Annotated in this window: 18 protein-coding genes, 1 other RNA gene and 2 pseudogenes; 11 read left to right on the top strand and 10 right to left on the bottom strand. The window is 54.3% G+C overall.

The annotated features are described in order from the left end of the window. Positions 1-40 precede the first annotated feature (40 nt). The gene (locus tag CXQ82_RS27010) at positions 41-2,470 is read left to right on the top strand and encodes a TonB-dependent siderophore receptor (protein WP_101273068.1); all 2,430 of its coding nucleotides are present in this window, start codon (positions 41-43) and stop codon (positions 2,468-2,470) included. A gap of 52 nt (positions 2,471-2,522) precedes the next feature. On the opposite strand, the gene CXQ82_RS27005 is transcribed toward CXQ82_RS27010, so the two are convergent. Both CXQ82_RS27005 and CXQ82_RS27000 read right to left on the bottom strand, forming a co-directional pair. Then, the gene (locus CXQ82_RS27005) at positions 2,523-2,783 is read right to left on the bottom strand and encodes a DUF6124 family protein (RefSeq protein WP_101273067.1); all 261 of its coding nucleotides are present in this window, start codon (positions 2,781-2,783) and stop codon (positions 2,523-2,525) included. 326 nt (positions 2,784-3,109) lie between these two features. After that, entirely contained in the window at positions 3,110-3,907 is a 798-nt protein-coding gene (locus CXQ82_RS27000) for an NYN domain-containing protein (protein WP_101273066.1), read from the bottom strand. A 1,095-nt stretch (positions 3,908-5,002) separates the two neighbouring features. On the opposite strand from CXQ82_RS27000, the gene CXQ82_RS26995 reads away from it, so the two are divergent. Beyond that, the gene (locus tag CXQ82_RS26995) at positions 5,003-5,599 is read left to right on the top strand and encodes a hypothetical protein (protein ID WP_157832196.1); all 597 of its coding nucleotides are present in this window, start codon (positions 5,003-5,005) and stop codon (positions 5,597-5,599) included. Between the two features lie 328 nt (positions 5,600-5,927). Here CXQ82_RS26995 and CXQ82_RS26990 read toward each other — a convergent pair whose 3' ends face one another. From CXQ82_RS26990 to CXQ82_RS26980, 3 genes are all read right to left on the bottom strand, one after another. Next, complete coding sequence (locus CXQ82_RS26990; protein ID WP_101273064.1) at positions 5,928-7,412, bottom strand: reverse transcriptase domain-containing protein; 1,485 nt, start codon at positions 7,410-7,412, stop codon at positions 5,928-5,930. A gap of 472 nt (positions 7,413-7,884) precedes the next feature. Beyond that, positions 7,885-8,400: a DUF6367 family protein gene (locus CXQ82_RS26985; RefSeq protein ID WP_101273063.1), complete on the bottom strand. Its 516-nt coding sequence runs from the start codon at positions 8,398-8,400 to the stop codon at positions 7,885-7,887. A 465-nt stretch (positions 8,401-8,865) separates the two neighbouring features. After that, positions 8,866-9,198, bottom strand: a complete 333-nt coding sequence (locus CXQ82_RS26980) for a hypothetical protein (protein ID WP_101273062.1) — start codon at positions 9,196-9,198, stop codon at positions 8,866-8,868. Positions 9,199-9,729: 531 nt separating this feature from the next. Between CXQ82_RS26980 and CXQ82_RS26975 the strand changes: the two genes are divergently transcribed. The 9 genes from CXQ82_RS26975 to CXQ82_RS26930 all read left to right on the top strand — a co-directional run bounded on the left by CXQ82_RS26975 (position 9,730) and on the right by CXQ82_RS26930 (position 23,270). Beyond that, positions 9,730-10,266, top strand: coding sequence for a LasR-specific antiactivator QslA (locus CXQ82_RS26975; protein ID WP_101273061.1), 537 nt, complete (start codon positions 9,730-9,732; stop codon positions 10,264-10,266). A 1,068-nt stretch (positions 10,267-11,334) separates the two neighbouring features. Beyond that, entirely contained in the window at positions 11,335-12,741 is a 1,407-nt protein-coding gene (locus tag CXQ82_RS26965) for a YfjI family protein (RefSeq protein ID WP_101273060.1), read from the top strand. After that, positions 12,728-13,081, top strand: coding sequence for a hypothetical protein (locus CXQ82_RS26960; RefSeq protein ID WP_101273059.1), 354 nt, complete (start codon positions 12,728-12,730; stop codon positions 13,079-13,081). Before CXQ82_RS26965 ends, CXQ82_RS26960 begins: the two co-directional genes overlap by 14 nt. Further along, positions 13,065-14,045 (top strand): integrase domain-containing protein, encoded by a 981-nt coding sequence (locus CXQ82_RS26955; RefSeq protein ID WP_101273058.1) that lies wholly within the window; start codon positions 13,065-13,067, stop codon positions 14,043-14,045. The genes CXQ82_RS26960 and CXQ82_RS26955 overlap by 17 nt, the downstream gene beginning before the upstream one ends. Beyond that, positions 14,042-14,365 (top strand): hypothetical protein, encoded by a 324-nt coding sequence (locus CXQ82_RS31730; protein WP_101273057.1) that lies wholly within the window; start codon positions 14,042-14,044, stop codon positions 14,363-14,365. Before CXQ82_RS26955 ends, CXQ82_RS31730 begins: the two co-directional genes overlap by 4 nt. 351 nt (positions 14,366-14,716) lie before the next feature. Then, complete coding sequence (locus CXQ82_RS26945; RefSeq protein ID WP_101273056.1) at positions 14,717-15,019, top strand: hypothetical protein; 303 nt, start codon at positions 14,717-14,719, stop codon at positions 15,017-15,019. 208 nt (positions 15,020-15,227) lie between these two features. After that, positions 15,228-18,317, top strand: a complete 3,090-nt coding sequence (locus CXQ82_RS26940; protein ID WP_101273055.1) for a BPTD_3080 family restriction endonuclease — start codon at positions 15,228-15,230, stop codon at positions 18,315-18,317. 1 nt (position 18,318) lies between these two features. Then, the gene (locus CXQ82_RS26935) at positions 18,319-21,192 is read left to right on the top strand and encodes a site-specific DNA-methyltransferase (protein WP_101273054.1); all 2,874 of its coding nucleotides are present in this window, start codon (positions 18,319-18,321) and stop codon (positions 21,190-21,192) included. Further along, positions 21,192-23,270, top strand: coding sequence for a UvrD-helicase domain-containing protein (locus CXQ82_RS26930; RefSeq protein ID WP_101273053.1), 2,079 nt, complete (start codon positions 21,192-21,194; stop codon positions 23,268-23,270). The genes CXQ82_RS26935 and CXQ82_RS26930 overlap by 1 nt, the downstream gene beginning before the upstream one ends. A 150-nt stretch (positions 23,271-23,420) precedes the next feature. Here the strand turns inward: CXQ82_RS26930 and CXQ82_RS26925 are convergent. From CXQ82_RS26925 to CXQ82_RS26905, 5 genes and pseudogenes are all read right to left on the bottom strand, one after another. Continuing rightward, positions 23,421-23,710: pseudogene (locus CXQ82_RS26925) on the bottom strand (hypothetical protein). 14 nt (positions 23,711-23,724) lie between these two features. Beyond that, positions 23,725-24,007, bottom strand: a pseudogene (locus tag CXQ82_RS31725) (integrase); the annotation flags it as partial. Between the two features lie 135 nt (positions 24,008-24,142). Further along, a complete protein-coding gene (locus tag CXQ82_RS26915; RefSeq protein ID WP_101273051.1) occupies positions 24,143-25,399 on the bottom strand; it encodes an integrase domain-containing protein in 1,257 nt (418 codons plus the stop codon). Positions 25,400-25,584: 185 nt separating this feature from the next. Then, positions 25,585-25,981: a transfer-messenger RNA gene (ssrA, locus tag CXQ82_RS26910) on the bottom strand. Between the two features lie 104 nt (positions 25,982-26,085). Further along, on the bottom strand, positions 26,086-26,364 hold the full coding sequence (locus CXQ82_RS26905) for a hypothetical protein (protein ID WP_101273050.1): 279 nt from the start codon (positions 26,362-26,364) through the stop codon (positions 26,086-26,088). Between the last annotated feature and the right edge of the window lie 123 nt (positions 26,365-26,487).

The following is a 26,487-nucleotide window of genomic DNA, read 5'->3' as shown; positions in this document are numbered from 1 at the left end:
GAAAAAGCGCCCGCCAACCCTTCTCGACAGGACAGTCTTTATGCTCACCCGCGTCACACCCATCGCCAGCGCGTTACGCACCGTGATCTTCGGTTTATCGCTGGCTACTGCCAGCCACAGCGCGATTGCCGCCACCCCGGTAACCACCGGGGAACACTCCCAGCGTCAGGCCTATGACATTCCCGCCGGTAACCTCGACCGCGTGTTGGGGGCGTTCGGGCAGCAGGCGGGCGTGATGGTCGGGATTGATTCAGCGCTTTCTTCCGGCGTTCAAAGCAGCGGTTTGCAAGGTAGCTTCGCAGTGGAAGAAGGCCTTGAGCGCTTGCTGGCCCCGGCGGGGCTGCAGGCTGAACGTGCAGATGGCGGTTATCGGGTGGTGGCCAAACCCGTCTCCCAGGATGGCAAGGTGGAGTTGCAAGCGACGCAGGTGAGTGCCAACCAGTTGGGCACCATTACCGAAGGCTCGGGCTCCTATACCCCCGGAACCATCGCCACCGCGACGCGCCTGGTGCTGACGCCACGGGAAACGCCGCAGTCGATTTCGGTGGTAACGCGCCAGGCCATGGATGACTTCAGCCTCAAGTCGATCGACGACGTGATGCGCCACACGCCGGGGATCACGGTAGCGGCCTATGACAGTGAGCGTACGTCGTATTACTCGCGCGGGTTCGCCATTCGCAACTTCCAGTACGACGGCATCCCGATCCTGCAGGATGCGCAATATTCCTCCGGCCACACCCTCACCGACACGGTGATCTACGACCGTGTCGAGGTGCTCAAGGGGGCTACCGGCCTGCTCACCGGCGCCGGCGGCCCTGGCGGCACCATCAATATGGTGCGCAAGAAGCCCACTTCCGAGTTCAAGGGTTACATCGACCTGGGCGCGGGCTCCTGGGACAACTATCGCTCGGAAGTCGATGCCAGTGGCCCGTTGACCGAGTCCGGCAACGTCCGAGGGCGCGCCGTCGCGGCCTATCAGGACAAACACTCGTTCCTCGACCACTACCAGCGCCAGACCGCCGTGTACTACGGCATCCTCGAGTTCGACCTGGCGCCTGATACGCTGCTGACGGTGGGCGCCGACTACCAGGACAGCGACCCCCAGGGTTCCAGCTGGTCTGGCTCGGCCTCGCTGTATGACTCCGACGGCAATCGCATCAGCACCCACCGCGGCTTCAACAACGGCACCAAGTTCAGCAAATGGGAGCAGTACACCCGAACCGGCTTCGCGACGTTGGAGCACACATTCGACAATGGCTGGGTCGGCAAGGCGCAGTACAACCACCAGATCAACGGCTACAACGCGCCGCTCTCGGCCTTGCTGTCGCCAAACGCCGCCACTGGCAAAGCCTCGCTGCTGACCCGTGCCTACGACGGCGAAACCATCAGCGACACCGGCGACCTGTACGCCACCGGACCGTTCAGCCTGTTTGGCCGCGAGCATGAATTGGTGGTCGGCACCTCGGTATCGCGCTCGCGCTGGACCGGCCGCAACTACACCAGCGCTGTATACAGCGATGGCAACAGCCACGACTACTTCAACTGGGACGGCGACGCCTCCAAGCCGGGCCGAGGCCCGGAAACCGCCTACAACGACGAAACCACACGCCAGAGCGCCGGCTACATGACCGCGCGTTTCAACGTGACGGATGACCTGCACCTGATGCTCGGCACCCGCGTGAACAACTTCGAAGTCACCGGCACCAGCCAGGTCAAGGACACCGGCAAAGTGCTGCCTTATGCCGGCATCACCTACGACCTCAACGAAAACTTCTCGGCGTACGCCAGCTACTCCGATATCTACCTGCCGCAGCGTGAGTATCGCGACATCAATGACAAACCGGTCGAGCCGGATGAAGGCACAAACTATGAGGTAGGCCTCAAGGGTGAATTCTTTGACGGCCGCCTCAACGCCAGCATCGCCTACTTTGAAGTCCACGAAGACAACCGCGCAGTCACCGACGACCGCTACGTGAGCGGCAGCATCCCCGGGCTGGACGGTGCCTATAAGGGGGTTGAATCCAAGACCAAGGGCTACGAAGCGGAAATCTCCGGCGAACTGGCCCCCGGCTGGCAATTGCAGGCGGGCTACACCCACAAGGTCATGCGCGACAAACAAGGTGAGAAACTCTCCACCTGGGAACCGGAAGACCAGGTCAACCTCTACACCACCTACAAACTGACCGGCCCGCTGGACAAACTCACCCTAGGCAGCGGCGTACGCTGGCAGGGTACCGGCTGGAAACTGCTGACCAACAACTACACCACCATGACCACAGATAACTTCTCCCAGGCCCCACTTTGGGTGGTGGATGCAATGGCCCGCTACCAAGTCACCGAAAACGTCTCAGCCACCCTCAACGTCAACAACGTGTTCGACAAGAAGTACTACACCAACATCGGCTTCTACAACTCGGTGTACTACGGCGACCCGCGTAACGTAATGCTCTCCACCCGCTGGAATTTCTAAACGCGTGTCAACGCAAAGGCCGAGCCGCTTGAAAGCGCCTCGGCCTTTTTGGTCATCGGGGTGTCTGCAGATCCTGGATGGGCACACACACGTCCAACAGGCGCCCGACCAACAACTCGCCCAAACCGATCAATTGCTGTGCGCCCAACAGCGTGTGGCGGTTGGCTCCTTCGAGTTCGAAGGCCAGGTCGGTGGTGATGGCGTTGAGCGAGGCGAGGGTTTCGCTGGTTTGGATCAGCAGCGCTTCGGTGGAAATGTCTGGGGCGAGGGTGAAGAGGGTGAAGGTTGGGGGATTGGGGGGGATTTTTTTCATGGCTCAAACTCCTTGATTGGTGGAGTCACCAGGCATCGCTGCTAAACGAAAGGGGTGGCGACCATACGCGGGTTAGCAGACCAGGAATCAAGGAACCCAGCGCACCCGAAAGTGCCCCACGCACAGCCGCCATAACGCAGTCCAGCAGTTGCTGAACAGATGGAGGCTTTGCAAGCCTTGATATTAACCGAGCTGCTAAACCCGGTCGCTGATTTTGCAGCGACGGGGAGAGGCTATCTGTGTGAGACAGGGGGCGCTAGTTCACCAATGGCGCTACATCGTGCAGGAACATTCCGAAGGCCTTATTTACGGTGCTGGCACAAGATTCATGTAGGGGAGGTTTCGGTGACATCGTCCAATTGATGCCTTACATGCGACCGGTCATCCCACCACTCTGGGCGAATTGTTACGTCGGTTGCGGTAATGTCCCTGATCATTTTCACAATGTCGAAAGACCTAAGGCCATCCACATGCTCACTCAGGCTGTTGGTGGTATTGGCCCACATAGGGTCCAGAACAAAGTCGATTCCTTTCATCCTGGCTAGCTTCGCAGCAGGAACAAAATCCGCGTCGCCTGCTACCAGCACGATGACGTCGACCAACCTGTCCATGGCAAGAGTCGTGACGTCCATGCCTAATTTGGTATCGACGCATTTCTGCTCCACGTTGTAGTGGAAGTCTTCATTGACCAGCTCATTCCAGGACCGCCCGCCCTTGAGCAGCGCTTTGAGTGTGTGTGAGTTGAGTCGCCACTCTCCACTTTTTGCCAGCTCTCCCAACCTCAACGCAGTCTTTCTGCTGCGACGTAACTGGTCATGCAGGGCGCGTCGCAACTGATAGGGCGGATGAGTGTTGAAATTCATATGGCCTGGCGTTTTGTGGCTGGCCGGAATTGTCGGAAGGCGCACCTGGTTGGTGGGGGGCGGACAGTCGTAGTAATTCGCGCGGTAGAGTTCCCGGCTCGCGGACCGGTCGTCCTCGATATGAAATTTCACCAGCTTTCTGACGGCTTGAGCCAGCTGCTCTGCGCTGACTGGCAGATTTTTTCGGAAGTATTTCCTCACGAAAAACAGAATGCGTTGAAAGAAAAAACCACCATCAATGAGAACCGCCGTTCGCTTCACTCACTTTCCTCAGGCAAAAAAAAAGCTCAGGACTGCTGGGCAGGTTCTAACAATTACCTGCGCGCTGTACTGAGCTGTTGGATATTTTTTTTCCGTCGTTGCTTGAGCGTCAAGCCCAGAAATGGGTGGCCATCCCTGAATTGACCGTTTTGCGGCGACCGTTGAAGGCTACTCCCACGTGCTGAGTTGCACCACTTCACCTAAGCCGCCACATCTTGAAGGAAAAGTCTGAAGGTCAAATTTTCCAAGGCCTAGAAACAACAAAACCCGCACTAGGCGGGTTTTGTTGATGCATCGAATTGGTGGGCCGGGGTAATCTGAATTGGTATTTTATGTGATTGATTATTATAATTAATATTGGTTTTTTATTTTGATTGGAATACCAATTGGAATACCTCACAAATAATGTTCAAGTGACCCCCACTCCTGCTTTAGTCGATCTGGCAACATTGCTTCACATCCATCGTAAGCGGTGGTCTTTTTATAACTGTCGGAACAACAGGTAGCAATCGCGCGTTGCGGCTTGGCTCTAAGTTGCCTTCGTAGAAACTCAACGGCAGAGCGGTGTAGTATCAATTTGCTTTCAAATTTCGTGCCCAACCTATCAACGTGACCCGTTGCTTGCGAGGGCACGTGTCGACTAGCCAAGGATGACGGTAAATTTCCACGCTGCCTGCAATTGTTTTTGAGGAGCATTATTCGGTTGGGGTTGTTCAACAGCAGATCCTTCCAGCACAGCGGGTCTCACTGGTCGCCGAAAACTCAATCAATGTGTCGGCGCGAATCAAACAGCCGCTAGACGCTTCGATAACGAGGAGCGGGTGATTGTCACCTCTCGCAAGGATATGCAGCTTCCAGGCTGCGACGGGCTTCGTTGATCTAACGGGCGAGCAGATCCTCGGCATCGCACTCGCAAGTGCGGGCCTGCTTCAATCGTGAGGCTGGTCTGTTGGGGGCGGTAGGTGACGGTTCGATCACTACCCAGATGCTAGGAGAGATGGCCGGTATAGCTTGACTGACTAGGCGTTCAGCACTGTGTCTCGAGCCTCCCTCGCGCTATGATCAGAGCTATCAATTTAACGAGGTGGCAGTGGTATGTCTCGTAAAGCTATTGGCAAAACTGTTGCTCGGACGAGCCGATCTGATGCTAAAGGTGGTGGGCTGCTCACTGAAAAAAAATTCCGGTTTCTTGAGTCAGTGCGATTCACAAATCTCACGACGATCATGCTACCTGGCGGGGACAAAGCCACTGACTTTGTAGAGTTCACATTCGCCGACTTTAAAAAATTGCTCAAGCTGCACGAAAAATACAGCGTGGTCAGCAGCGAGCTTTTAGAAGAGCAAAAGGCCTCGTCAAAATATGAGATGAGTAGTGCATTGGAGAAACTGGGTAAGCGCAATCGCGCCCTAAAGAAACATAAGCTGATAGCTGAGCAGCAGGTCGAGAAGGTCGAAGCTCTAGAGCTAGCGCTTGGAGTGAGAGAAAACCGGATCGCGGAACTAGAAGCGCAGGTAGCGGAGGAGATCGAAAACTTTTCTATCCTCAAGCGCAATTACGACGCCCTTCTAAGAAATATTGACGAGGAGGAGGACGGTTCTAGAAGCATGACGCCATCTGCAACTCGCGGATGGGACACAATAACAAGCCGCAGGGCACTGCCAGGTAGCTACGGTACGGGCAAGCGTCGTTGACCTGTGGTGCCTTTAAGCGAAATTTTGTAAGGTGGCGGCATACTGCCATTCACCGCTAGGATCAAGACTCAAGGGATGAGAACGTACCGGTATATTTGTTCTGCGGAGACGTAGGTCACAGAATCAGCGCTCTTAAGTAGGCCTGACAGGCCAGTAGTGCGATCGGCCTGTTAACCCCGTCCGGTGATTGCGACAATTCGTTGAGCATGCGTAGGGTCAAGTCAGGCGCAAATGCCGCATGAGCTAGGCCTATTACTGGTCCTTATCGGACAAAAACAGCCGTCCATCCTTTCGAAATGCTAAGGCTATAAGCTTCGTTGGACGACGATCAGCGATAGTCATAGTTTAGAGAGTCGGGATTCATAACCCTTTCAATGCCACTCTCAACCAATCCTTTCTTCAAGGCCTTTTGTATTAGTAAAAAACTAGGAATTTCGAGCAATGGATTTTTTGAGCAGGTATTTAAGAGTTGTATTCTAGATGCGTTAAAAGGAAAACGATTCGATCTATTATGTCCGTGGCTTATAAGTAGCGTTGAGCGCAACTTTAAAGTTCGATGAATAACTGAGAGGAGCCATCCATCAAGCATCGTTAGCTGAATGACGTCATCGACCAAGGGATAAAAGCTCATCACCCCCTTGAAATATATTCTTTTGGCCCTGCCAGACAAATAATCTTTAATTTGTTTATGGCTGAGGCCTCCATACATGTATCTGCGCACCTCCAAAATGGCCGACATCAGATTGACGTCTTTATCATTCGCTGGTATGCGCTGGCCTGCCAGACTTTGCTGCTTGAGAGGCTGAACTAAATTACGATAGAGAATATATGAGATTTGCTTCTGAATTTTTTTAAGTGATTTGTCTTTAATCGAGACCTTGTCAACTGAAAGAGCATATCCTAAGAAGTTTAGACGCGTTTTTGCAACTATTTCAGATGGTAAGCCATCTTTCGTTAGTAGTGATATTCCTTCGGACTTAGTGACGTTGATTTTAACGCCCGCTTGTTTGGAGAAATCATTGATATAACCAAATGCGTTACATATTTTTGAGTAGTCTGGAGACCATACAATTGTATCATCGGCATAGCGCGAAAACTTTACACCTTCCCGTTCCAAATCTTGGTCGAATTTCCAACAGGTCAGATTTGCCAAAAAAAGACTAATGGATGTGCCCTGAGGAACGCCAACCTTTCTCTCTCTCAAAAACGAATTAACTATGAATTTTTCTTCTGGACTGATAAAAAATCCATTCTCTAAGAACTGGTCTTTAAGGAATGAATGAGAAATAGATCCGAAAAAGTCCGAAAAATCAAACTCAGCTAAAAATGTTCTTTCGTTTCTTCGAAGGTCAACGGAGATATCTTGTATTGCAAAATGAACATTCCTGTCATTTCGGTAGGCATAAGAAAATGAGCTAAAGCGATGTCGATTTTTAGCCAGAAGTCTATTGAAGAACATCTTTGATATGGCCGCGTCGGGAATTTGGTAGATTGCTACCTTTCTTATACCGCCATCAGGCTTAGGAACAGATTTAATGTATGGACTGTTCGGGGTGTAGGTACGATCTTCTATTTTTTTCGCAATTGATCGAGCAATACTTTTGTGTTTGCTCCTGACATAGAATGGATTGTACTTTTTATTGATATCCCAATAGTCAGGTGTATATATTTTTTTGGTAGGCGCGGCATCCCCGAGACGTCTTGCATTCCTCTTGGCTTCAAGATGCACTCTATTATGGTATTCATGATAGCGAGTAATTAACTTCTCGGCCTCCTCAAGAATTATAACTTCAAGTTGTTTCTCTAACCTCATAATCTCCCTCCCATAAAAACAAAAAAGCCCGAGTTAGACTCAGGCTTTTCCACGGTATAAACCCAAGTAAAAGTAAGTTATCACATGGTTGGGAAGGCTTTGACGCCTCCCCCCCATCAGTGCGAGTCCTCGCAGCTGAAGACCGGCTATTGCTAACCGGTAGAAGGCAATACCGTTATCCCCATAGGGGAGTCAGAGCATAATAGCGCTTTGCTCGCACCTTTCAAGCTTTTAATTTTCTGTACGCTTTTGGCGTTACTGTATAACAATGAGGCGTCGACGGCTTTTCTAACCTCATTTATCAATCGGGCGGTACGTCAGACTACTAAGGATATTTAATGATTAAAACAGGCCCGTTTTTGCCTATCATAGAGGTCGCCCTTGGCCGAAAGGTCAATCGCGATCGGTCAAAAGCTACCCTAAAACTGCAACATCTCGCTGACCGCTAATTTTCATTGGCGACTCACAGCCTCTATATTCTTAGCCAAGCGGGGAGGCGTGTCTTAATAGTTTCAATATGACCAAAGCGTATATAGACTTCTGATCCATCCTGTGAAGCTGTCGGCACGTCGCTTTGTAGAGGCTCAAAGTTGATTTTATGAGTATCTGCGTTTTCTAGGCTAACGGTATCACTCAGCTTCAAAACCCTCATTGCCAGTTCACGAACGTACTTCTGCTTGCTAAGGTCAACGTTGAAAGATGCCTTGTCATGCCGGGTGCCGTCCACGTTCCACGAAACTTGCATATTCTTGGCTGATTTATTCTTAGTCTTGGCTATATGCACATGGCGTAGCTGTGGGATTTTGGGATCAGCTGAATCGACCCGGTACATCCAACCTTTTCCCGCCTCCTTCCAATGACTCTCCAACGAAACCCCGACGCGACTTAGTGCAGTCTCAGTCAGAATTATAGAGATATCGGTAATTTCACCATACGGGCCATCTGGTTCAGAGTCCAGCGGCTTTCTCAAGCTGTCATTAACGCTCATGCTTTTCGATTCCTTTCTTGGGTGGCGACATGTCCGCCTAGTAATGATAATCGCTTTGAAATGTGCAGCCTACGAGATATATTGATTCAGAGTGCAAAACACTGGCGCTATCAGCGCGGGAGACGTATTTCGTCCGGAGTTGAGGCCTGCACAACTCATATTTACTCACCGTAGGGGCTCCGGAGTGTTGCGGCCCGCCAATGCCCTGCTGGCGGTTCCGAGTGTTAATCGTTTTTAGTTTCATAGACATCTTTGATGTGTCCGCCCGTGGCCTGCTTCCGCCCGTCGCTACCGAGGGCTGCGGAGAGAGTTGGCGATCAGTGAGTCATTGAGATTTTGGATCGGCTGTTAGTCTAAAGCCGACTAACAGCTACCGTATTATAGGTTTGACACCTCAATCAACATCATCTGGTAGGTTAGGTACTTCTAGAATGGAATCCGGTTAAAAGGTGGTTCAGGGGCCGTTTACAGCGACTTGACCGAAATAACTTCCACAAACCTAAATTTTTTCTTGGCTATCCTCGTAGCGTCTTGCTCTGCAACTAGGGAGCTAAGCGTATCGGCCTCATGTACGATCTCTTGCATTTTGCCTTCGAATTCATTCCCAACCCTCAGGGTGACTCTCAATCTGGGAGTAAAGGTATTTGATAATTTCTTTTTCTTCACTACCTTCGTCGGCTCCTCAATCACTAGTTCCGGTGCAGTGTCTTGCGCGTGAGTGTCGATTACCAATGCAGTGGCCTGAGGCTCACCGAATAGCGCCCGGCGCATTTCTTCTTCCGTCAGCTCTGTAGACATAACATTTCTCGAGAGGGTGTCGTGTATAGCGTTACCGATTCTATCACTGTGGACGGCTTCGGAAATAAGAAGGCATTACATGGTACCTGGCTTGTCATAACCACTAAATTCGGATGTGCGTGAGTTTCTGCTTGGAGCGCTTGTTCGAACGCAGCCGTATTGATACTCATGCTTGTGTTGTCGCGGCTTCGCATTTACGCTTTGTTCCGTCGCGGTCAATCCCGTGGCCGGGTGTCAGAACCTGAATTGTTCGAGGCGCATAGCGCCATAGCCGGCGATTAGGTGCTTTCAGAGGCCTAGCTGCTGCTTTTCTATGGCGGTCCGTGCGGGGCAGGCTTCGGCCTGGCCGGTTCCCTCGGACGCCGGTTTCTGACCCCCGTACGGTCCGCCACCCATTTCGTGTCAGAACGGCTGGGTGGACGGCTCCTTAACTGTCCGAGGAGATAAGGAAAATGACCTGTCCCCCTTTTAAGCACGTGCGCCACCCCGGCCAAACGGTTCAAGCTGCAAACTATCTCGGAGGATTCCGCGATGTTTGATCTTTCGCTTCTCATCGGCCTCCCCAAACCTACCAGCATCGATACTTCATCGCTTACCCCTGAAGATGCAGCGATTAAACTGCGGCAGGCTGCCACTCTCCGACTTAACGGAGCCCAGAGTGTTCTGCTTCATTTTCCGCAAGACGTTGAGCTTGCAGTAGAGTTGTTGGATGACGCCGCCGTGTTGTACGACAAGGCATTCCGGAATTTAACTGGCATTCCGGCTCAAAGCGTCCATCAACAGATCCATGAGTATGTCTCTGTCCCGTCCGCTGAAGGGTCTCCCGCGATCCAAACACCGTGGGGTGATGAGTTCGCGCCGGTAATAAAGGAGGGCGTTCGTTGCGCGGAGACTTGGCTTGAAGGCTCATCACTTCCGTTATGGTGGGCGCTGTCTCAGAACCGAAAGCGTCATCGTCCAGGTGATCCACAAGAGGCATTTGAAGCCGGTTTTTTGCTACGGTTGCAGCAGACGCTGATGATGCGACGTGAGTCCGTCACTTCCCAATCAACCCGCTTTGATGCCTGAGTCTGTAATTGACGTTTGAGATTTGCTTTTCCCGCCAAACCCTCCGATCAAGCGATCTTTGATCGCGCCGATCGGAGGGTTCACTCGCTTTTTCTCTAGGCCGCCGTGTTCCACTCTCCAATTTTCATATTTGATTAACGCCACACTTGCTTTCACCCGTCATTAATTCCCCGCGATCCTGTCGTGCGCAACGCTATTCAGTGTATGTGCGAATCTTTTCGTTGGGCATGGATGTAGATGTGGCGACAGCGGCGACGCCGGCGACAACCCACGTGTAACGTGGCCTGGAGCATGGCGACAGAAGTGGCGACAGTCGCCACTTTCTCAGCGCATTGGCTGTGACGCTTGACCGCCTTTTCGAGTGGGTATAAAAATTGGCGCACAGATCGCTGTCATTGACAGCACCTGCCCAGGTAGCCAGAACCTTTAAGGCTACGCCACTCGCGTGGTGGATCTTCCCCAAGTGCGATTAGCGTCCGGCGGCTCGCACGGTCACTCTCCAAGAGTGATGGATGCCTACTCGACCGATCTGTCCATTGCGGCAGACGACGGGCCTACCTCGCTGCGCTGCAGCAACCTCACCTTTTGGCACATTTCGCTGCGCCAGACCGCGCCCGTCTCTTTCTCCCGGAAAGAGACGGGCGCTCGTACTACTGCTGCAAGCCACGTCGTACAGGGCGTTGCCGCAACTCTCCTCGTGACAATCGGCCAGACAAATCCGATTCGTCACCATCCGCAACGACACAGACGCCGGTGCCGCAGCCTATGGAAAGACTGCACCTGACTGACAGTCAGGCATGCCCCAGGTGTCGATGTCGTTGCCTTCTCCCGCTCAGGATCTCCAGTTGCCGAACTCGTCAGTCGGCACAGCCTCCACCCGCCCGCATCTTCGGATGCGTCTAAGGAGGCCAGATTCATGGGGTCATGCCCTTGCTCCCGGTCGTAAGGAGCCGTTCGTTCCACGTCAGTGAACACCTCACAGGTCGCAGGGGCCTTGATCCCTGATAACACTCAACATCCGCGGCGGGACTAGGTGAGGACAACCAGCAATGAACGAGGAAAGGGCCCATGCAGCAGCTAGATCCGAAGCTTGAACTACCGCGACCGCCTCGACCGCTGATTGAGTCGAATCTCGTGGCCCAGCCTTATCCGGTGCAGGCACTGGGTGGGATTCTTGGGCCTGCGGTAGAGCGAATGGCCGGGGTCATAGGCGTGCCCCAGGCACTGGCCGCGCAATCAGTGTTGGCTGCCTCGGCGCTGGCCACTCAAGGTCATGCGGGCTTACAGCTCGACGGGAGAAATTATCCACTGTCGCTGTACCTGATCACGGTGGCCGCTTCAGGTGATCGCAAGACCGCCGCAGACCGATGTGCATTGCTGCCGGCACGGCAATGGGAGCGTGAACAGTGGCAGCGCTACCGCGAACAACTCGCCCTGTACCGTGCCGCACAGCGGCAGGCGCAACGTGCCAACCCTGTCGATCCCGCCCCCACAAACGGCGTGCTGCTCGAAGCGGAGCCCTCTGCACCTAGGTTGATCACCACGGACCCGACGATCGAAGCGCTGATCAAGGGGCTCTGCCATGACCTGCCCAGCATGGGACTGTTCTGCGATGAAGGGGGACAGTTCCTCGGCAGCAGCACCATGAGTCGGGATCACCGTTTGAAAGCGGTCACGACCTTGTCGTCACTCTGGGACGGTAGCCCGATTGATCGAGCGCGCTCCATGACAGGCGAAAGCCTACGGGCTTATGACCGGCGCTTGAGCCTGCACCTGATGTTGCAGCCGTATTTGGCCATGCAGTTACTCAGTGACCCGTTGCTACAGGGGCAAGGTATTCTCGGTCGCTGCCTGATGACCTGGCCTACCAGCCTGGCCGGACAGCGCAGTTACCAGGCCGTCGACTTGTCCAAAGACGCCGCCCTGAAGCGCTATCACCACCGTCTTTCGGCCCTGTTTCGTCAGCCGTGGTCACTTAGCCCTGACGGTGCTCTAAAGCTATCACTACTGAACCTCAGTCCATTGGCGCGTCGTCGCTGGATTGATTTACACGATGCCATCGAAGCCCAGCTGGGGGAGTTTGGCGAGCTGGCCAGCGTACGGCCCAGCGGATCAAAGGCAGCCGATAACCTGCTACGCATCGCCGGCGTTCTTGCAGTTGTGGAGGAGAGCAGCGTCGTGGAGGTCGACCATATCCAGCGGGCCTCCGCATTAGTCGGCTACTACCTCACCGAGATCCAGCGCCTGACTGAGCAGGAGCCAGTGTGTCGAGTTAAGGAAGAGGCGGACCGGCTGCTGCGCTGGTTGCAGGTCAAGGATTGGAAGCGCTTCAGTATTCGAGAGCTGAATCGCAACGGTCCCCGCTTTGCCCGCAAGAGCAGTCGTCATGCTTCCAGGCTGTTGGTTGAGTTGCTGAATCATCATTGGCTGATTACCGACGGCCACACCTTCGAGGTGCGCCATGTTCAATCTTGATGAGGCGCTGCGCAACCATCTGGCTCAGCGCCAAAGAAAGCCAAAAGCGCAGTTTGTCGCCGCGAGTGTCGCCACATTGTCGCCACGCTCAAAATCAGGCAGGACAAGGGTTGTCGCCGCTGTCGCCAGTGTCGCCACCACCCATAAAACTATCGCCTCTGCGACAGCCATTATTCAATGGTTGAAAGAGGAGGGTGCGCATCTTTACGTCACCGACAACACGCTGTGTTTTCGCCCGACTGATTGGGCTCAATTCGCGATTGTAAGTGCGCACTGGCGAGCTCTTTTGCATGATCTCGCGGCAGTCGATCAGGAACAGAAAAATGGCTCGGGTCGGTAAGCGAGCGGGGCGCAATTTCGGCTTCGGTCGCCAGCTTAGCTATGCTGGAGCGCAAGCACTGAAAGACCTGTTTGGCGGCGGTCATTTCGCTACCGTCAAAGCTCATAGCGATCGCTGGCAGGCTTTCGTGAATTGGTGTCGATCCGATGAAGGACCGAGGGTCAACGACGCGCGTCAGATAGACCGCGAGATCCTCATGCGGTACGCCGTCCACGTGCGGGAGCAGGTTGATCAGGGAAGCGTCGGCATTGCCACCGCGCACAACCGACTGTCCAGCGTGAACCGAACGATGGCCGCGCTGCGCGGTGATCAGTACGTCAAAATCCCCAGTCCGAGTAAGGCGCTAGGCCTACAGCGTTCAAGCGTGCGTAGTGAGGCCCCGCAAGGCCAAGACCGTATCCAGGTCAGGCTGATTGCGCAAATGCTCTCAGAGCGACACCAAGCGAGGGTGAGTGCCATTGTTCTCTTAGCCCGGGAGACGGGTATGCGCCTGCGTGAAGCGATCTTGGCCGACCTGCCGCGGTTGCAACGAGAGGCTCAACGACTGGGCAAGATCAACATCCAGGATGGCACTAAAGGTGGTCGATCAGGAGCCTCGGCACCGCGCTGGATTACGGTGACGGATCAAGTTCGCGATGCCCTGGATTGGGCCAGCGCGGCCTCACCCAATGGCAGTCGGAATTTGTTGGCGCCCGACGAAAGCTACAAAGACTTTATGCAGGCAGTTGTGCGACCGGCACGGGACTTCCTGCATGAGCAGGGGTTGAAAGGTTTTCATGAGCTACGGGCGGCTTACGCCTGTGAGCGCTATGAGCAACTGACTGGCTTGAATACACCTGTCAATGGCGGTCGTGTTCATCGAGAGGATCGAGAGCTTGATCAGCGTGCACGACAGCAGATCAGCCACGAATTGGGGCACAACCGCATCGATGTGGTGAGTGCCTACATCGGAGGTCGGGGATGAAGTCCGAATTTGATATGGCGTTGTTTCTGAGTCCGGCGCTCAGAGGTGCCTACGCAACGCGCCAGCGGCACATCAGGCAAGCAGAAAGGATGCACGAGGTTATTCTTGAGCGCTGGGGTTGCATGACACCCTGGTCTTGGAGAGACAAACACGTGAGATGGTTTCTGGAGCACTACTTGCGATGTTCAGCTCCGGCTACCGTTTACTACTATGAATTAACAGCAGGGTTGATTCGTAGCCGGCGTGAAAGCCTTAAAGCCGAACATTTGCTCAATTTCAATAAGCGCTGCACCGTTAAGGCGAGACAACCTTGCTCGTAAAGTCCTTGGATGCAATGACGTTCGGTAGATAAGGTCTCCGTGGCTTTTAAGCAGACGCATACACTTGCTGTCTCGCAAGAGGCCTTCTCCTTTCAAGCACTAGAACCTCCAGGCCAATTTACTCGACATTGGAATCTCAGCCATATTGAACGTCCAAGCGCGTGCATCCAGCGAAGTCATTCAGTTCTAGGTTGCTAAGGTTATGCGTAACAGTTCTTATCACGGTGGATACAGTCGTTGGTCTGCGACACGCATCCTTGACGACAAAACCGTTGGGGCAGTCCAAAATCACAGGATACATTGGCTCGCACATAGTAAAATCCGGCCTCACTCACTACTGCTGATGCATCAATGAAATTACTGAATACCTACGACGACCGCGACGAGGCTGAGGCTGCTGCCGAAAAGATCACAGGCGAGAAGCGTCTGGCAAGTGAGCGCGACTCTACCGTGGTCATCTACAACCTTTTCGGCGAACCTTCCTGGGGCAATTTTCATCGCTTGGGTATGTACAACCTAGCTGAGCTAAAAGCTCTCCTGGGCCATCGAGCAAGCTGGCAACCAAATGATGAGCTCCGCCATGCAGAAATCCTTGCCACCCTCAACATTGTGGCGAAGAACTATCAGGTTGAGATTCCTAGTCACTGGCTCTGACAGGCTAAGTCTCGTATGACAAAAAAACGGGGTTAATGAATGCTACACAATCCATTTCGTTAAGGGATAATCACGGATTTGATCGACAATATCACCCGTTTGCTGGGTGACGATCCTAAACAAGCCATCCGGCCAAGGACGTAGCTGAAGATCGGGCCTCGAGCTTTGAGTCGCTCCGAAACAGCCTAAAATTTTAGGGACTAAAGAAGTGAGTGACCAGTTTTTCAAGCAGCCTATTCTCAATTCTCCTTATGGCTATCCGTCGCTGCATTGGGAACTCGACGATAAAGGGCATCCCACGCAAGAAATCGTGGAGTCTCGCCGAACTTCCAGCTTCATAAGTCCTATCCCGAAACCACGCCGGTACCATGGCGAGCAAACCACTCTGGCGCTGGATGAGGTTGAGAACCTTGCTGACGATGGGCAGCGCTACCGTCATTCGGAATTGATTAATGCAGTGCGGCGAGAGGTGGATGCGTGGCGGCGGTTGCCACCATCGCAGTGGCGTGTCACGCCCGAGACAGCGCGTTTGCTGGAGCACTGGCGCAACTTTAAGTTCAGCGGTGTGCGCCCATTCTTCTGCCAGGTCGAAGCGGCCGAGACCGCTATCTGGCTGACTGAAGTAGCCCCGCAGCTCGGCAAGAATGGTGAGCGCTACCTCGATCACCTAAAAAAGGTCAGCCAAGATGCCAATCCCGGCCTAATGCGTCTGGCGCTGAAGCTGGCCACCGGTGCTGGCAAGACTACGGTCATGGCGATGCTTATCGCATGGCAGACAGTCAATGCCGTGCGGCATCCGCAGAGCAAGAAATTCACCCGTGGTTTCCTGCTGGTCGCACCCGGCCTGACTATCAAAGATCGTCTTCGCGTGCTGCTACCTAACGATGCGGACAGCTATTACGCCAATCGCGAGATCGTGCCGCGTGACATGCTGATGGATCTGGACAAGGCCAAGATCGTCATTACCAACTACCACTCTTTCAAACTGCGTGAGCGCATGGAGCTGTCCAAGGGGGGGCGTCGCTTGCTGCAAGGCCGCGTCGGCAGCGAGCTGGACACGCTTGAAACCGAGGGTCAGATGCTCCAACGAGTCATGCCTGAGTTGATGGGACTGAAAAACATCCTTGTTATCAACGATGAGGCGCATCATTGCTACAGAGAAAAGCCGCACGCTACGGAGGACGACGAAGATCTGGATAAAGATAGGAGGGCCGAGGCTGAGGAAAATAATAAAGCCGCACGACTCTGGATTTCTGGCCTGGAAGCAGTGAACAGAAAACTGGGCCTGCAGCGGGTAATGGACCTGTCAGCCACGCCGTTCTTCCTGGCCGGATCCGGGTACGTGGAAGGTACGTTGTTTCCTTGGACGATGAGCGACTTTTCGCTGATGGATGCTATCGAATGTGGCATCGTTAAATTACCGCGTGTGCCAGTGGCCGACAATATCCCTGGTGCGGAAATGCCCATCTACCGCGAACTTTGGAAGCACATTGGGAAAAAGATGCCTAAGAAGGGGCGCGGCAAGAACGCCTTGCTCGACCCATTGGCTATCCCGGTGGAATTGCAAACCGCGCTGGAGGCCTTGTACGGCCACTACCTCAAAACTTACGAAGCCTGGAATCAAGCAGGCATCAAAGTGCCGCCGTGCTTCATAGTGGTGTGCAACAACACCGCCACTTCCAAACTTGTGTTTGATTACATCTCTGGTTTCGAACGCACGAATGAAGATGGGTCCATCACTCCTGTGCCGGGGCGGCTGGAGCTGTTCCGAAATTTCGACGAGCATGGCGAGCCGCTCGCGCGTCCGAACACACTACTTATCGACAGCGAGCAGCTCGAATCTGGTGAGGCTCTGGACGATAACTTTCGGGCTATGGCCGCTGACGAGATCGAACGCTTCAAGCGCGAGATCATCGAACGCACTGGCGACCGCCGCCAGGCGGAGAACCTGAGTGACAGCGAACTGCTACGAGAGGTGATGAACACCGTTGGCAAGCAGGGCCGCTTGGGCGAACAAATCCGCTGCGTGGTGTCGGTGTCCATGCTCACCGAAGGTTGGGACGCCAATACAGTTACCCACATTCTTGGTGTGCGTGCGTTTGGTACGCAGTTACTGTGCGAACAGGTTATCGGTCGTGCCCTACGACGTCAAAACTACGAATTGAACGAAAACACGGGCCTGTTCGACGTGGAATATGCCGACGTATTCGGCATTCCCTTCGACTTCACGGCCAAGCCGGTTTTGGTCACTCCGTCCAAGCCGCGTGAAACCATCATGGTAAATGCTCTGCGACCGGAGCGCGACCATCTGGAAATCCGGTTCCCGCGCGTGCAAGGCTATCGCGTTGAATTACCGGAAGAGCAACTCGAAGCCGAATTCAATGAAGACCATCACCTCACTCTAACGCCGGAGGACGTCGGCGCGACCAAAACTCATAACGCTGGCATCATCGGCGAAACGGTGGAGCTGGATATTAAGCATCTGGAAGACGTGCGCCAGTCCACTCTACTGATGGAGCTGACCAAGCATTTGCTGTTCCAGCATTGGCGTGACCAGGGCCAAGATGCACCGATTGCCCTGTTTGGCCAACTCAAGCGCATTGTGCGCCAGTGGTTGGAAGAGTGCCTAGAATGCAAAGGAGGCACTTGCGCGGCTCAATTGATGTACCGTGAGCTGGCGGACAGAGCCTGCCAATACATCACAAAGGGCATTACGGCGAAAGAACTGAAAAAAGGGCGGCAGGTTAAGGCTATTCTCGATCCGTTCAACCCGACTGGTAGCACCGCGCACGTTCGCTTCAACACCTCGCGCCCCGGCATCGAACGCTGGGAAACCGTTGGGGTGGAAAACCAGCCAAAGAATCAAGTCAACTGGGTGATTTTGGATAGTGGCTGGGAAGCTGAGTTCTGCCGTATTGCTGAATCCCATCCCAAGGTGCTGGCCTATACCAAAAACCACAACCTCGGCCTAGAAGTCCCTTACCGCTTCGGCTCGTCCAATCGCATTTATATCCCGGACTTTATTGTGCAAGTGGATGACGGTCGCGGTAAGAGCGATCCACTGAATTTAATCGTTGAGATAAAGGGCTACCGGCGTGAGGACGCGAAGATAAAGAAATCCACGATGGATACCTATTGGGTCCCTGGCGTGAACCATCTCGGTAATCACGGCCGCTGGGCCTTTGTGGAATTCGGCGACGTGTACGAAATGCAGGAAGATTTTGCCAAGGAGGTCGAGGCGAAGTTTAACCAAATGATTGAAACGGCTGCGCCTGCGGCGGGAAACAAGGAACACTGAGATGGCGACCAAGAGAACGCAGCAGCCCGGCAAGAGCGTTGAACAGCTCACGCACACTGAAGCTAAGCGCAAGAACATTCCGACCGTGGAGCATCAGTCGGTGATGCAACACCACGAGCAGGCACCCATCAAGGTGAGATATACACGCGGTAACAACGGAATGGACGACGAAAAGGTCCAGCGCAACCGCGATCTCGACCCGCAACTAATTTGGCGCGGCAAGGATCAACAGGACTGGTCAGATCTGGTCGTCAATGCGCCGCCGCTTTACATCCAAGAAAAGGTCAAGCCAAAGGTGCTGATCGACGATCTACGTCGCCAGACGGAGGGACGTCGCGAGGCTGCCGAGCCACAAGCTGGCACGCTGGACTTGTTCGGCGACTTCAATGGTTTGCCCGAGGGCGCGGATCGCACGGAGTTCTACCAGCACGAGGGTCATTGGCAGAATCGGATGATCTTGGGAGACAGTCTGCAGGTGATGGCGAGTCTGGCCGAGCGCGAGGGGTTGCGCGGCAAGGTGCAGTGCATCTATTTCGATCCGCCCTACGGGATCAAATTTAATAGCAATTTCCAGTGGTCAACCACGAGCCGCGATGTGAAAGATGGCAACGCTGGACACATCACCCGTGAACCGGAGCAGGTAAAGGCGTTCCGAGATACCTGGCGCGACGGCATACATTCGTATCTGACGTACTTGCGTGACCGAATGATAGTGGCCCGGGATTTACTGACAGAATCCGGCTCTATTTTCTTGCAGATCGGTGATGAGAATGTGCATCGGGTGCGTGTCTTGCTTGACGAAATATTTGGTGAAGACAATTTCATCTCGATGATCCAAGTGCAGAAAACCGGCAGCCAGTCATCAAGTCTTCTAGCGAATACTGTGGACTTTGTACTCTGGTACGCCCGCTCGAAAGAAAAAGTCAAATATCGGCAGCTTTACACACAGCGAACCGCGGGCCATGTTTCTTCAGACCGCTACGATCAAATCGAACTTGAAGACGGCGAAGAGCGTCGGTTGAAGCGTGATGAACTGGAGCGCAAAGTCGAAATTCCTCCGGGAAGGATTTTTCAACAAACAAGTCTGATTTCATCTGGTCAGGCCTCAAGTGAGCAGATTTTTGAGTTTCGGGACAAGCCATATCGTTCAGGCGCGTCGAACCACTGGAAAACTACAATCGCTGGTCTTGGGGTTCTAGCGAAAGCCGGGCGTGTTGTTGCAGGCGCTTCAACCCTACGCTACAAGCGCTATCTCAATGATTTCTCGGTCTTGCCTATTGCGGATCGTTGGGAGTCGCTACAGATCGGCACCGGCTTGATTTACGTCGTGCAAACAGCAACGTCCGTGGTCGAACGATGTTTGTTGATGGCTTCCGATCCCGGTGATCTTGTGCTCGACCCGACCTGCGGCTCCGGCACAACGGCATATGTCGCTGAACAATGGGGACGCCGCTGGATCACCGTCGACACCTCGCGAGTAGCATTGGCATTGGCAAGAGCCCGCATCATGGGCGCGCGGTACCCGTTCTACCTGTTGGCTGATTCTCCGGAGGGCCAGCGGAAGGAAGCCTTAATTATACGAGGCATACCTAGTTCGTCCTCCACCTACGGCAACATTGTGCACGGCTTCGTGTATGAGCGAGTGTCGCGCATTACTTTGAAGTCGATTGCTAACAACGCCGAGATCGAGGTCATATGGGACAAATTCCAGCAAGTGCTGGAACCATTGCGCGTAGCCTTAAACAAGGCGCTCGGCAAACAATGGCGGGAATGGGAAATCCCGCGCGAGATCGGTGCAAAATGGAGCGACGCGGCGAAGAAGCTACACCGCGACTGGTGGCAGCAACGTATTGCCCGGCAAAAGGAAATCGACGCGTCAATCGACGCCAAAGCCGATTCCGAGTTTCTCTATGACAAACCGTACGCGGACAAAAAGCGTGTACGCGTGGCCGGCCCATTCACCGTTGAGTCGCTGTCGCCGCACCGCGTGTTAGGTGTGGACGAGGAAGATAACCTGATTGACCATGTGGCCGAAACGCAAGCCGAATACGGCCAGGACTTCGTCAGTCTGATCCTGTCTAACCTGCGTTCTGCCGGTGTGCAGCAGGCACACAAATCCGACAAGATCGAATTCACCTCATTGAAGCCGTGGCCGGGAGAACTGGTCTGCGCCGAAGGCCACTACCTGGAAAATGGACAAGTGAAGCGTGCAGGCATCTTGGTAGGCCCAGAATTCGGCACCATTAGTCGAGCTGATCTCGTGGATGCTGCACGCGAAGCGGGTGATGCCAACTTTGACGTACTCATCGCGTGTGCCTTCAACTACGACGCACCCGCTAGCGAATTCAGCAAACTGGGCCGCATCAACGTACTCAAAGCGCGCATGAACGCCGACCTTCACATGGCTGAAGACTTAAAGAACACCGGCAAAGGCAATCTGTTTGTGATCTTCGGCGAGCCGGATGTGGACGTGCTGGACACGCAAGGACGCAGCATCCGCTCATACGATGGCAAGCGTGACGTTATCGAGGTGCCTGCTGACGGGCAACTGGTGGTGCGCATCAACGGAGTGGACGTATTTCACCCCAGTACTGGTGAAGTAAGAAGCGACGGTGCGGACGGTATCGCCTGCTGGTTCCTGGACACCGACTACAACGAGGAGTCCTTCTTCGTCCGCCATGCCTACTTCCTCGGCGCGAACGACCCATACAAGGCCCTGAAAACTACTCTCAAGGCTGAAATCGATCCCGACGCTTGGGCGACACTCAACTCCGACACATCGCGCCCTTTCCCGAAACCGAGCAATGGCCGGTTTGCGGTGAAGGTCATCAATCACCTCGGCGATGAGGTGATGAAGGTATTTAAGGTGAACTGATGGAATTCCGCATCGCTGATACGTTTACCACCAGCCTCGCCCGCTTGACCGGCGATGAGCAGAAGGCAACCAAGACCACCGCGTTCGATTTGCAGGTTGATCCGAGTGGCAAAGGCATGAGCTTTCACAAGCTCGAAAGAGCTAAAGACCCGAATTTTTGGTCGGTGCGAGTCAGTCGCGACATACGTGTGATCGTCCATAAGACAACGGGCAGCCTGCTGCTGTGCTACGTCGACCACCACGACAGGGCCTATCAATGGGCCGAGCGACGCAAGCTTGAAGTACATCCGACTACCGGCGCAGCGCAGCTCGTCGAAATCCGTGAGCGTGTTGAAGAAATTCTCGTTCCTAAGTACGTAGAGAACAATACGCCGGCAAAGCCTCATAAGCCGAAGCTATTCGCAAAATATAGCGAGGCTAAATTACTAGCCTATGGAGTCCCGCAGGAATGGCTTGTCGACGTGATGGCCACCGACGAGGATTCGCTGCTGCAACTAGCCGACCATCTGCCCGTAGAAGCGGCCGAAGCGCTACTCGAATTGGCAACAGGTGGCACACCAGCATTGCCGGAAGTGGCGGATAAAGGGGCTGATCCATTCCAACATCCGGATGCACAGCGTCGCTTCCGCGTCATGTCCGATATGGACGAGCTAGCCCGTGCCTTAGAGTACCCGTGGGACAAGTGGACGGTGTTCCTGCACCCGGCACAGCGTCAACTGGTCGATCGAAGTTACAACGGTGCGGCGCGTGTGTCCGGCTCAGCCGGCACCGGCAAGACCGTAGTTGCCTTGCACCGCGCAGTTCATCTCGCCCGTAAGGATGAGGACGCCCGCGTGCTGCTTTCCACGTTCTCGGATACTCTGGCCAACGCGCTGCGAGGCAATTTATACCGGCTGATCTGGAATACTCCCAAGCTCGGCGAACGCATCGACGTGGCTGCGATGGACGCCATCGGAATTCGCTTATATGCGGCGGAGTTCGGTAAGCCTACATTCGCTAGCCGCGATGAAATTTCCTCACTGCTTAAAGCTGCTGCTGCGCAGTTCCCTGGTCTGAAAGCCAATGCTACGTTCTTGCTGTCCGAATGGGATGATGTAGTGGACAGCTTGCAGGCCCATGAATGGGAGGCTTACAGGGACGCCAAGCGGCTTGGCCGAAAGACCCGTTTGCCTGAAGCGCAGCGCGCCTTGTATTGGCAAGCGTTCGCTCAGGTGCAGAAGCAGTTGAAACAAGCCGGCAAGATCACTACCGCAGAAATGTTCGCCAAGCTTGCTGAAGTCATGCCAAACCGTAAGCATCCGGTGTTTGATTGCATCGTGGTAGATGAGGCTCAGGACATCAGCGTGCAGCAACTGCGCTTCCTCGCAGCGATTGCCGGCAACCGCGCCAACGCACTCTTTTTCGCGGGGGACCTAGGCCAACGCATTTTCCAAACCCCGTTCTCGTGGAAATCTGTGGGTGTGGATGTGCGCGGTCGCTCACGTACGCTCAATATCAATTACCGCACCTCACATCAAATTCGCTCGCAGGCTGACCGCCTGCTCGACCCCGAGGTATCCGACGTAGACGGCAATGTCGAAAGCCGTAAGGGTACGATTTCCGTGTTCAATGGGCCGGAGCCAACCATTCGCGGCTATATCGATGCAGATACAGAAAGCCAGGCCGTTGGCGTATGGTTGAGGCAATGCAACGACTTTGGAGTACTGCCGCAGGAAATTGGCATCTTTGTCCGATCTGAAGACGAACTCTCACGCGCAAAGGCGGCGGTAAAGGCTGCTGGCCTAAAAGGACGTGTGCTTGGCAAGGATATGGCAACGGAAGAAGGATTTGTAAGCATCACCACCATGCATTTGGCCAAAGGTATGGAATTTCGGGTGGTCGCGGTGATGGCTTGCGATGATGAAATCATTCCTTCACAAATGCGCATCGACACTGCTGCCGACGAGGTCGAGCTGACCGAAATCTATAACACCGAACGCCAGTTGCTGTATGTGGCTTGCACCCGTGCCCGCGATCAACTGTATGTTTCGGCTGTCCAGCCGGAGTCGGAGTTTCTGCAGGATTTGATGCAAAAATAGATATTCGGGTATTGGATTTTACCGGTTCTGCTAGGAGCGCCGCGTTAATTCGCCGCTGATCTCGCTAGACACACCGGAGAGCCTTCCCTAGCGCGCACTCAGGTCCATAATCACTGCCTTATTTTGGCGGTGAGCTTTGGGTGAACAGTGCTATTCACCTAAGTGCACCTTTTTGCGTTTTGGGCCCTCCCCCATTCGATTCCAGATCAGCACGATGGTGAGTCGATAGTAAACTTGGCAACATTGGAGTGGTCTTTCAGATACTGAGTCAGAAACCGACGCACATGCTTGAGTTGCCACGTCTAAAGATTTTCTCGCTGCCATCGTTGTTGGATGGCCGCTTGCATAATTCGAGCTTGAAGTAGGTGAAGTTGCTGGGTGGCGGTCGGATCAGTCAGGAAGCTGCTCAGGAACAGCGCCATATTGAAGAGCTTGGTCATCCTCGATGTCCAATTTACGCGGACACCACATCGATTCGGTGGTGTCTGAGCTCAAGGCTGATCTGTTGTCGCGCCTGCTGGTCAGGATCGCGGTCAATGCGATAGCAGTGGCCACCATTGACCGGTGCTTCGTGGCCAGTGAGCTACTGATGACGCTCGCACGCGTAGGCCGCCTGCAGCTAATGAGGGCCTTCAGGCCCTCTAGATGAAGAGTTGTCGATCGGAACGCACGGTCTGTGGCAAGAACGCCGCATAGCTTTCATCACTGTTTGGCAAAATGCGGCTGCCAGGGGGCGAAGGGAGATTCGATTAACCATTCGTTTGTCTTTTAAATGCGAGCCCCTGCGCATGGGAATGCAGAGCCCTCCCATGCGCAGGGGCTTAGTCGGAGGAGCACAGGCATGCCGCGCGCCATGGCACTCCGGTGAGCCCTCAGCGTATAGGCACGACATTATTGTCTCTAATTTGATTGATCGCAGATGCCGACAGACTGCCCGTTGCCGCCTTCTGAATATGCTCACTCCACCAAGCCATCATCGGGCGTCGGCGTTCGATGTAATCTGCCCGGTTATAGGCACTTCGAACTTCATCCTTGTCGACATGGGCAAGGGCAACTTCGATCAGCTCGGGGTCCCAGCCGTGCTCGTTCAGGATGGTGCTGGCCATTGAGCGCATGCCGTGGCTGACCAAGCGGTCCTGGAAGCCCATGCGTTTTAACGCCATGTTGGCAGTCTGGCTGTTGGCGTGGGTGCGTGGGTTTCTGTCTGCCGGGAACACGTATTCCCTGTGCCCGCTATGGGACTTGAGGGCCTCCAGCAGCGCGAGTGCATGGTCGGACAGCGGGATGGTGTGCGGGCGACGCTTTTTCATGCGCTCTGGCGGAATGGTCCAAATGCGCTTGTCGAAGTCGATATCTGCCCATCGTGTGGTAGCTGCTTCGGCAGGGCGGGTCATCGTGTGCAGTTGCCATTCGATCAGGCAGCGGGTCGTGCGCTTGATGCTGGCGTTCGCGATTTCCATCATGAGCTCGGGAAGCTCCTCAGGTGGTAGCGCAGCCATGTTCTCTTTCTTGGGTTTCTTGAACACCGCCCGAATTCCATTGAGGGGGTTCGCGAATATCAGCCCGGAGTTGACCCCGTAGGTCATGATTTCGTTGAGTCGTTGGCTCAATCGTTTCACGGTTTCGAGGCTCCCTTTAGCCTCAATTGGACGAAGGATCTTTATAACCATCGGAGCAGTGATTTGAGAGAGCGGCGTTGTTTTCATACTTGGGAAAACATGAAGCGTCAGCGATCTCCAAATGTCTTCGGCGTAGGCTTTGGTTACGGAGTCTTTCTTCAGCTCGAACCAGGCCGTGGCCACCTTCTCGAAAGTGTGTTCAGTCTCAGCAAGTTTGGCTTGCCTTACCTCATCACGCTGGGTTTTGGGATCAGTGCCCAAAGCGAGCAGCTCACGCGCCTCTGCGGCTTTCTTCCGGGCGTTGGCTAGCGAAAGATCGGGGTAGGGACCGAGCGCCATATTGATACGGCGTCTGGTCAGGGGCTCGCGGTAATTGAAATTCCAGATCATTGAGCCGCTCGCGCGGACTCGAAGCTGTAAGCCATCGCCGTCGCTGAGGACGAAATCTTTACCAGTTGCCTTAACCGCCTTGAGCTGGCGATCGGAGAGGCGGGTTGCGTTAGTAGGCATGGGGCTACCTCCAGCACCGTTTTGGTATCCTGAAAATAGCATTTGGCAGTTCGGGATACCACCTGGGATACCAAAGCGGCTGGAACTCAGAAACTCTCCAAAGCTCCCATAAGCGCTGAAACCCCCGTATTTGCTGGATTTCAGGCACAAAAAAAGACGTCCGTGGACGTCTTTAGTTGATCAAATGGTGGAGCCGGGGGGATTTGAACCCCCGTCCGCCAGTACTCCGCTGTCGGTACTACATGCGTAGCCGTATCTATTAAGTTAACCCTCAGCGACCCGAAGGGCAGGGTGCTTTGGGCGAGTTGTGTAAGTTTTAGCCGCTTCGTCCACAACGTACTGCACGGCGATTCTGTTCTATATGACAATCACTTTGGGTTTACAGACATCCCCTGGTGATTGCTGGACCCGAAGGTACCAGAAGCTCAGGGCTAAGGCTGCTTACGCAGCGAGAGCGAATTCCTGGCCGTAGGTTTCGTCATTGGCAACTATAAGAAGTTGCAACAGTGGATTTACGAGTTCTGTTACCAACTCGGCATGCACCTAAAGTTTCGCGACCGGCGTCGAATCCTAAACGGCCCCGTGCTTGTAACTCGTTGTTTCTTAGTGAGTGACAAGCCTGTGCAGTGTACGCCAAACGGTCAGAGAAGGCCAACCCGAAGGTTGGCCGCGACCGAGAGGGGCGTTTATTGGCCGCCTTTCTCGCTGTTTTGCAGATCCTGGATGGCCTTGGAGGTGATTTCGATGCACTTCTTGTCATCACCGGCGGCGTGAGCGGCCTTGGCCTGGGAAACGGCGGTGTCTATCTCGCCGCTTTTGCCACTGGTGTCGGTGGCGAGCAGGGCTTTGCCGTTGTTGATTCTGTCCAGGTTGATTTTGCACAGGTCTGGCTCGCCAGCGGCAAAAACAGGGGAGGCCAGCATCGCAGCGGTGATGAACAAGCCAGCAAGAGCGGAACGCTTCATAGGGTATCTCCTCGCGAAAATGGGCTCGATGTAGTGAGCAGCGCAAGGGCTGCCCGCGACATCACTGCGAGCCTCGTTCGCCGAGGCCTATGCAGATGACTACGCCGGCGCGCAGGGGTTCGG

The organism is Pseudomonas sp. S09G 359 (assembly GCF_002843605.1).
Taxonomy (GTDB): domain Bacteria; phylum Pseudomonadota; class Gammaproteobacteria; order Pseudomonadales; family Pseudomonadaceae; genus Aquipseudomonas.
This window is presented reverse-complemented; position numbering and strand designations above follow the sequence as displayed.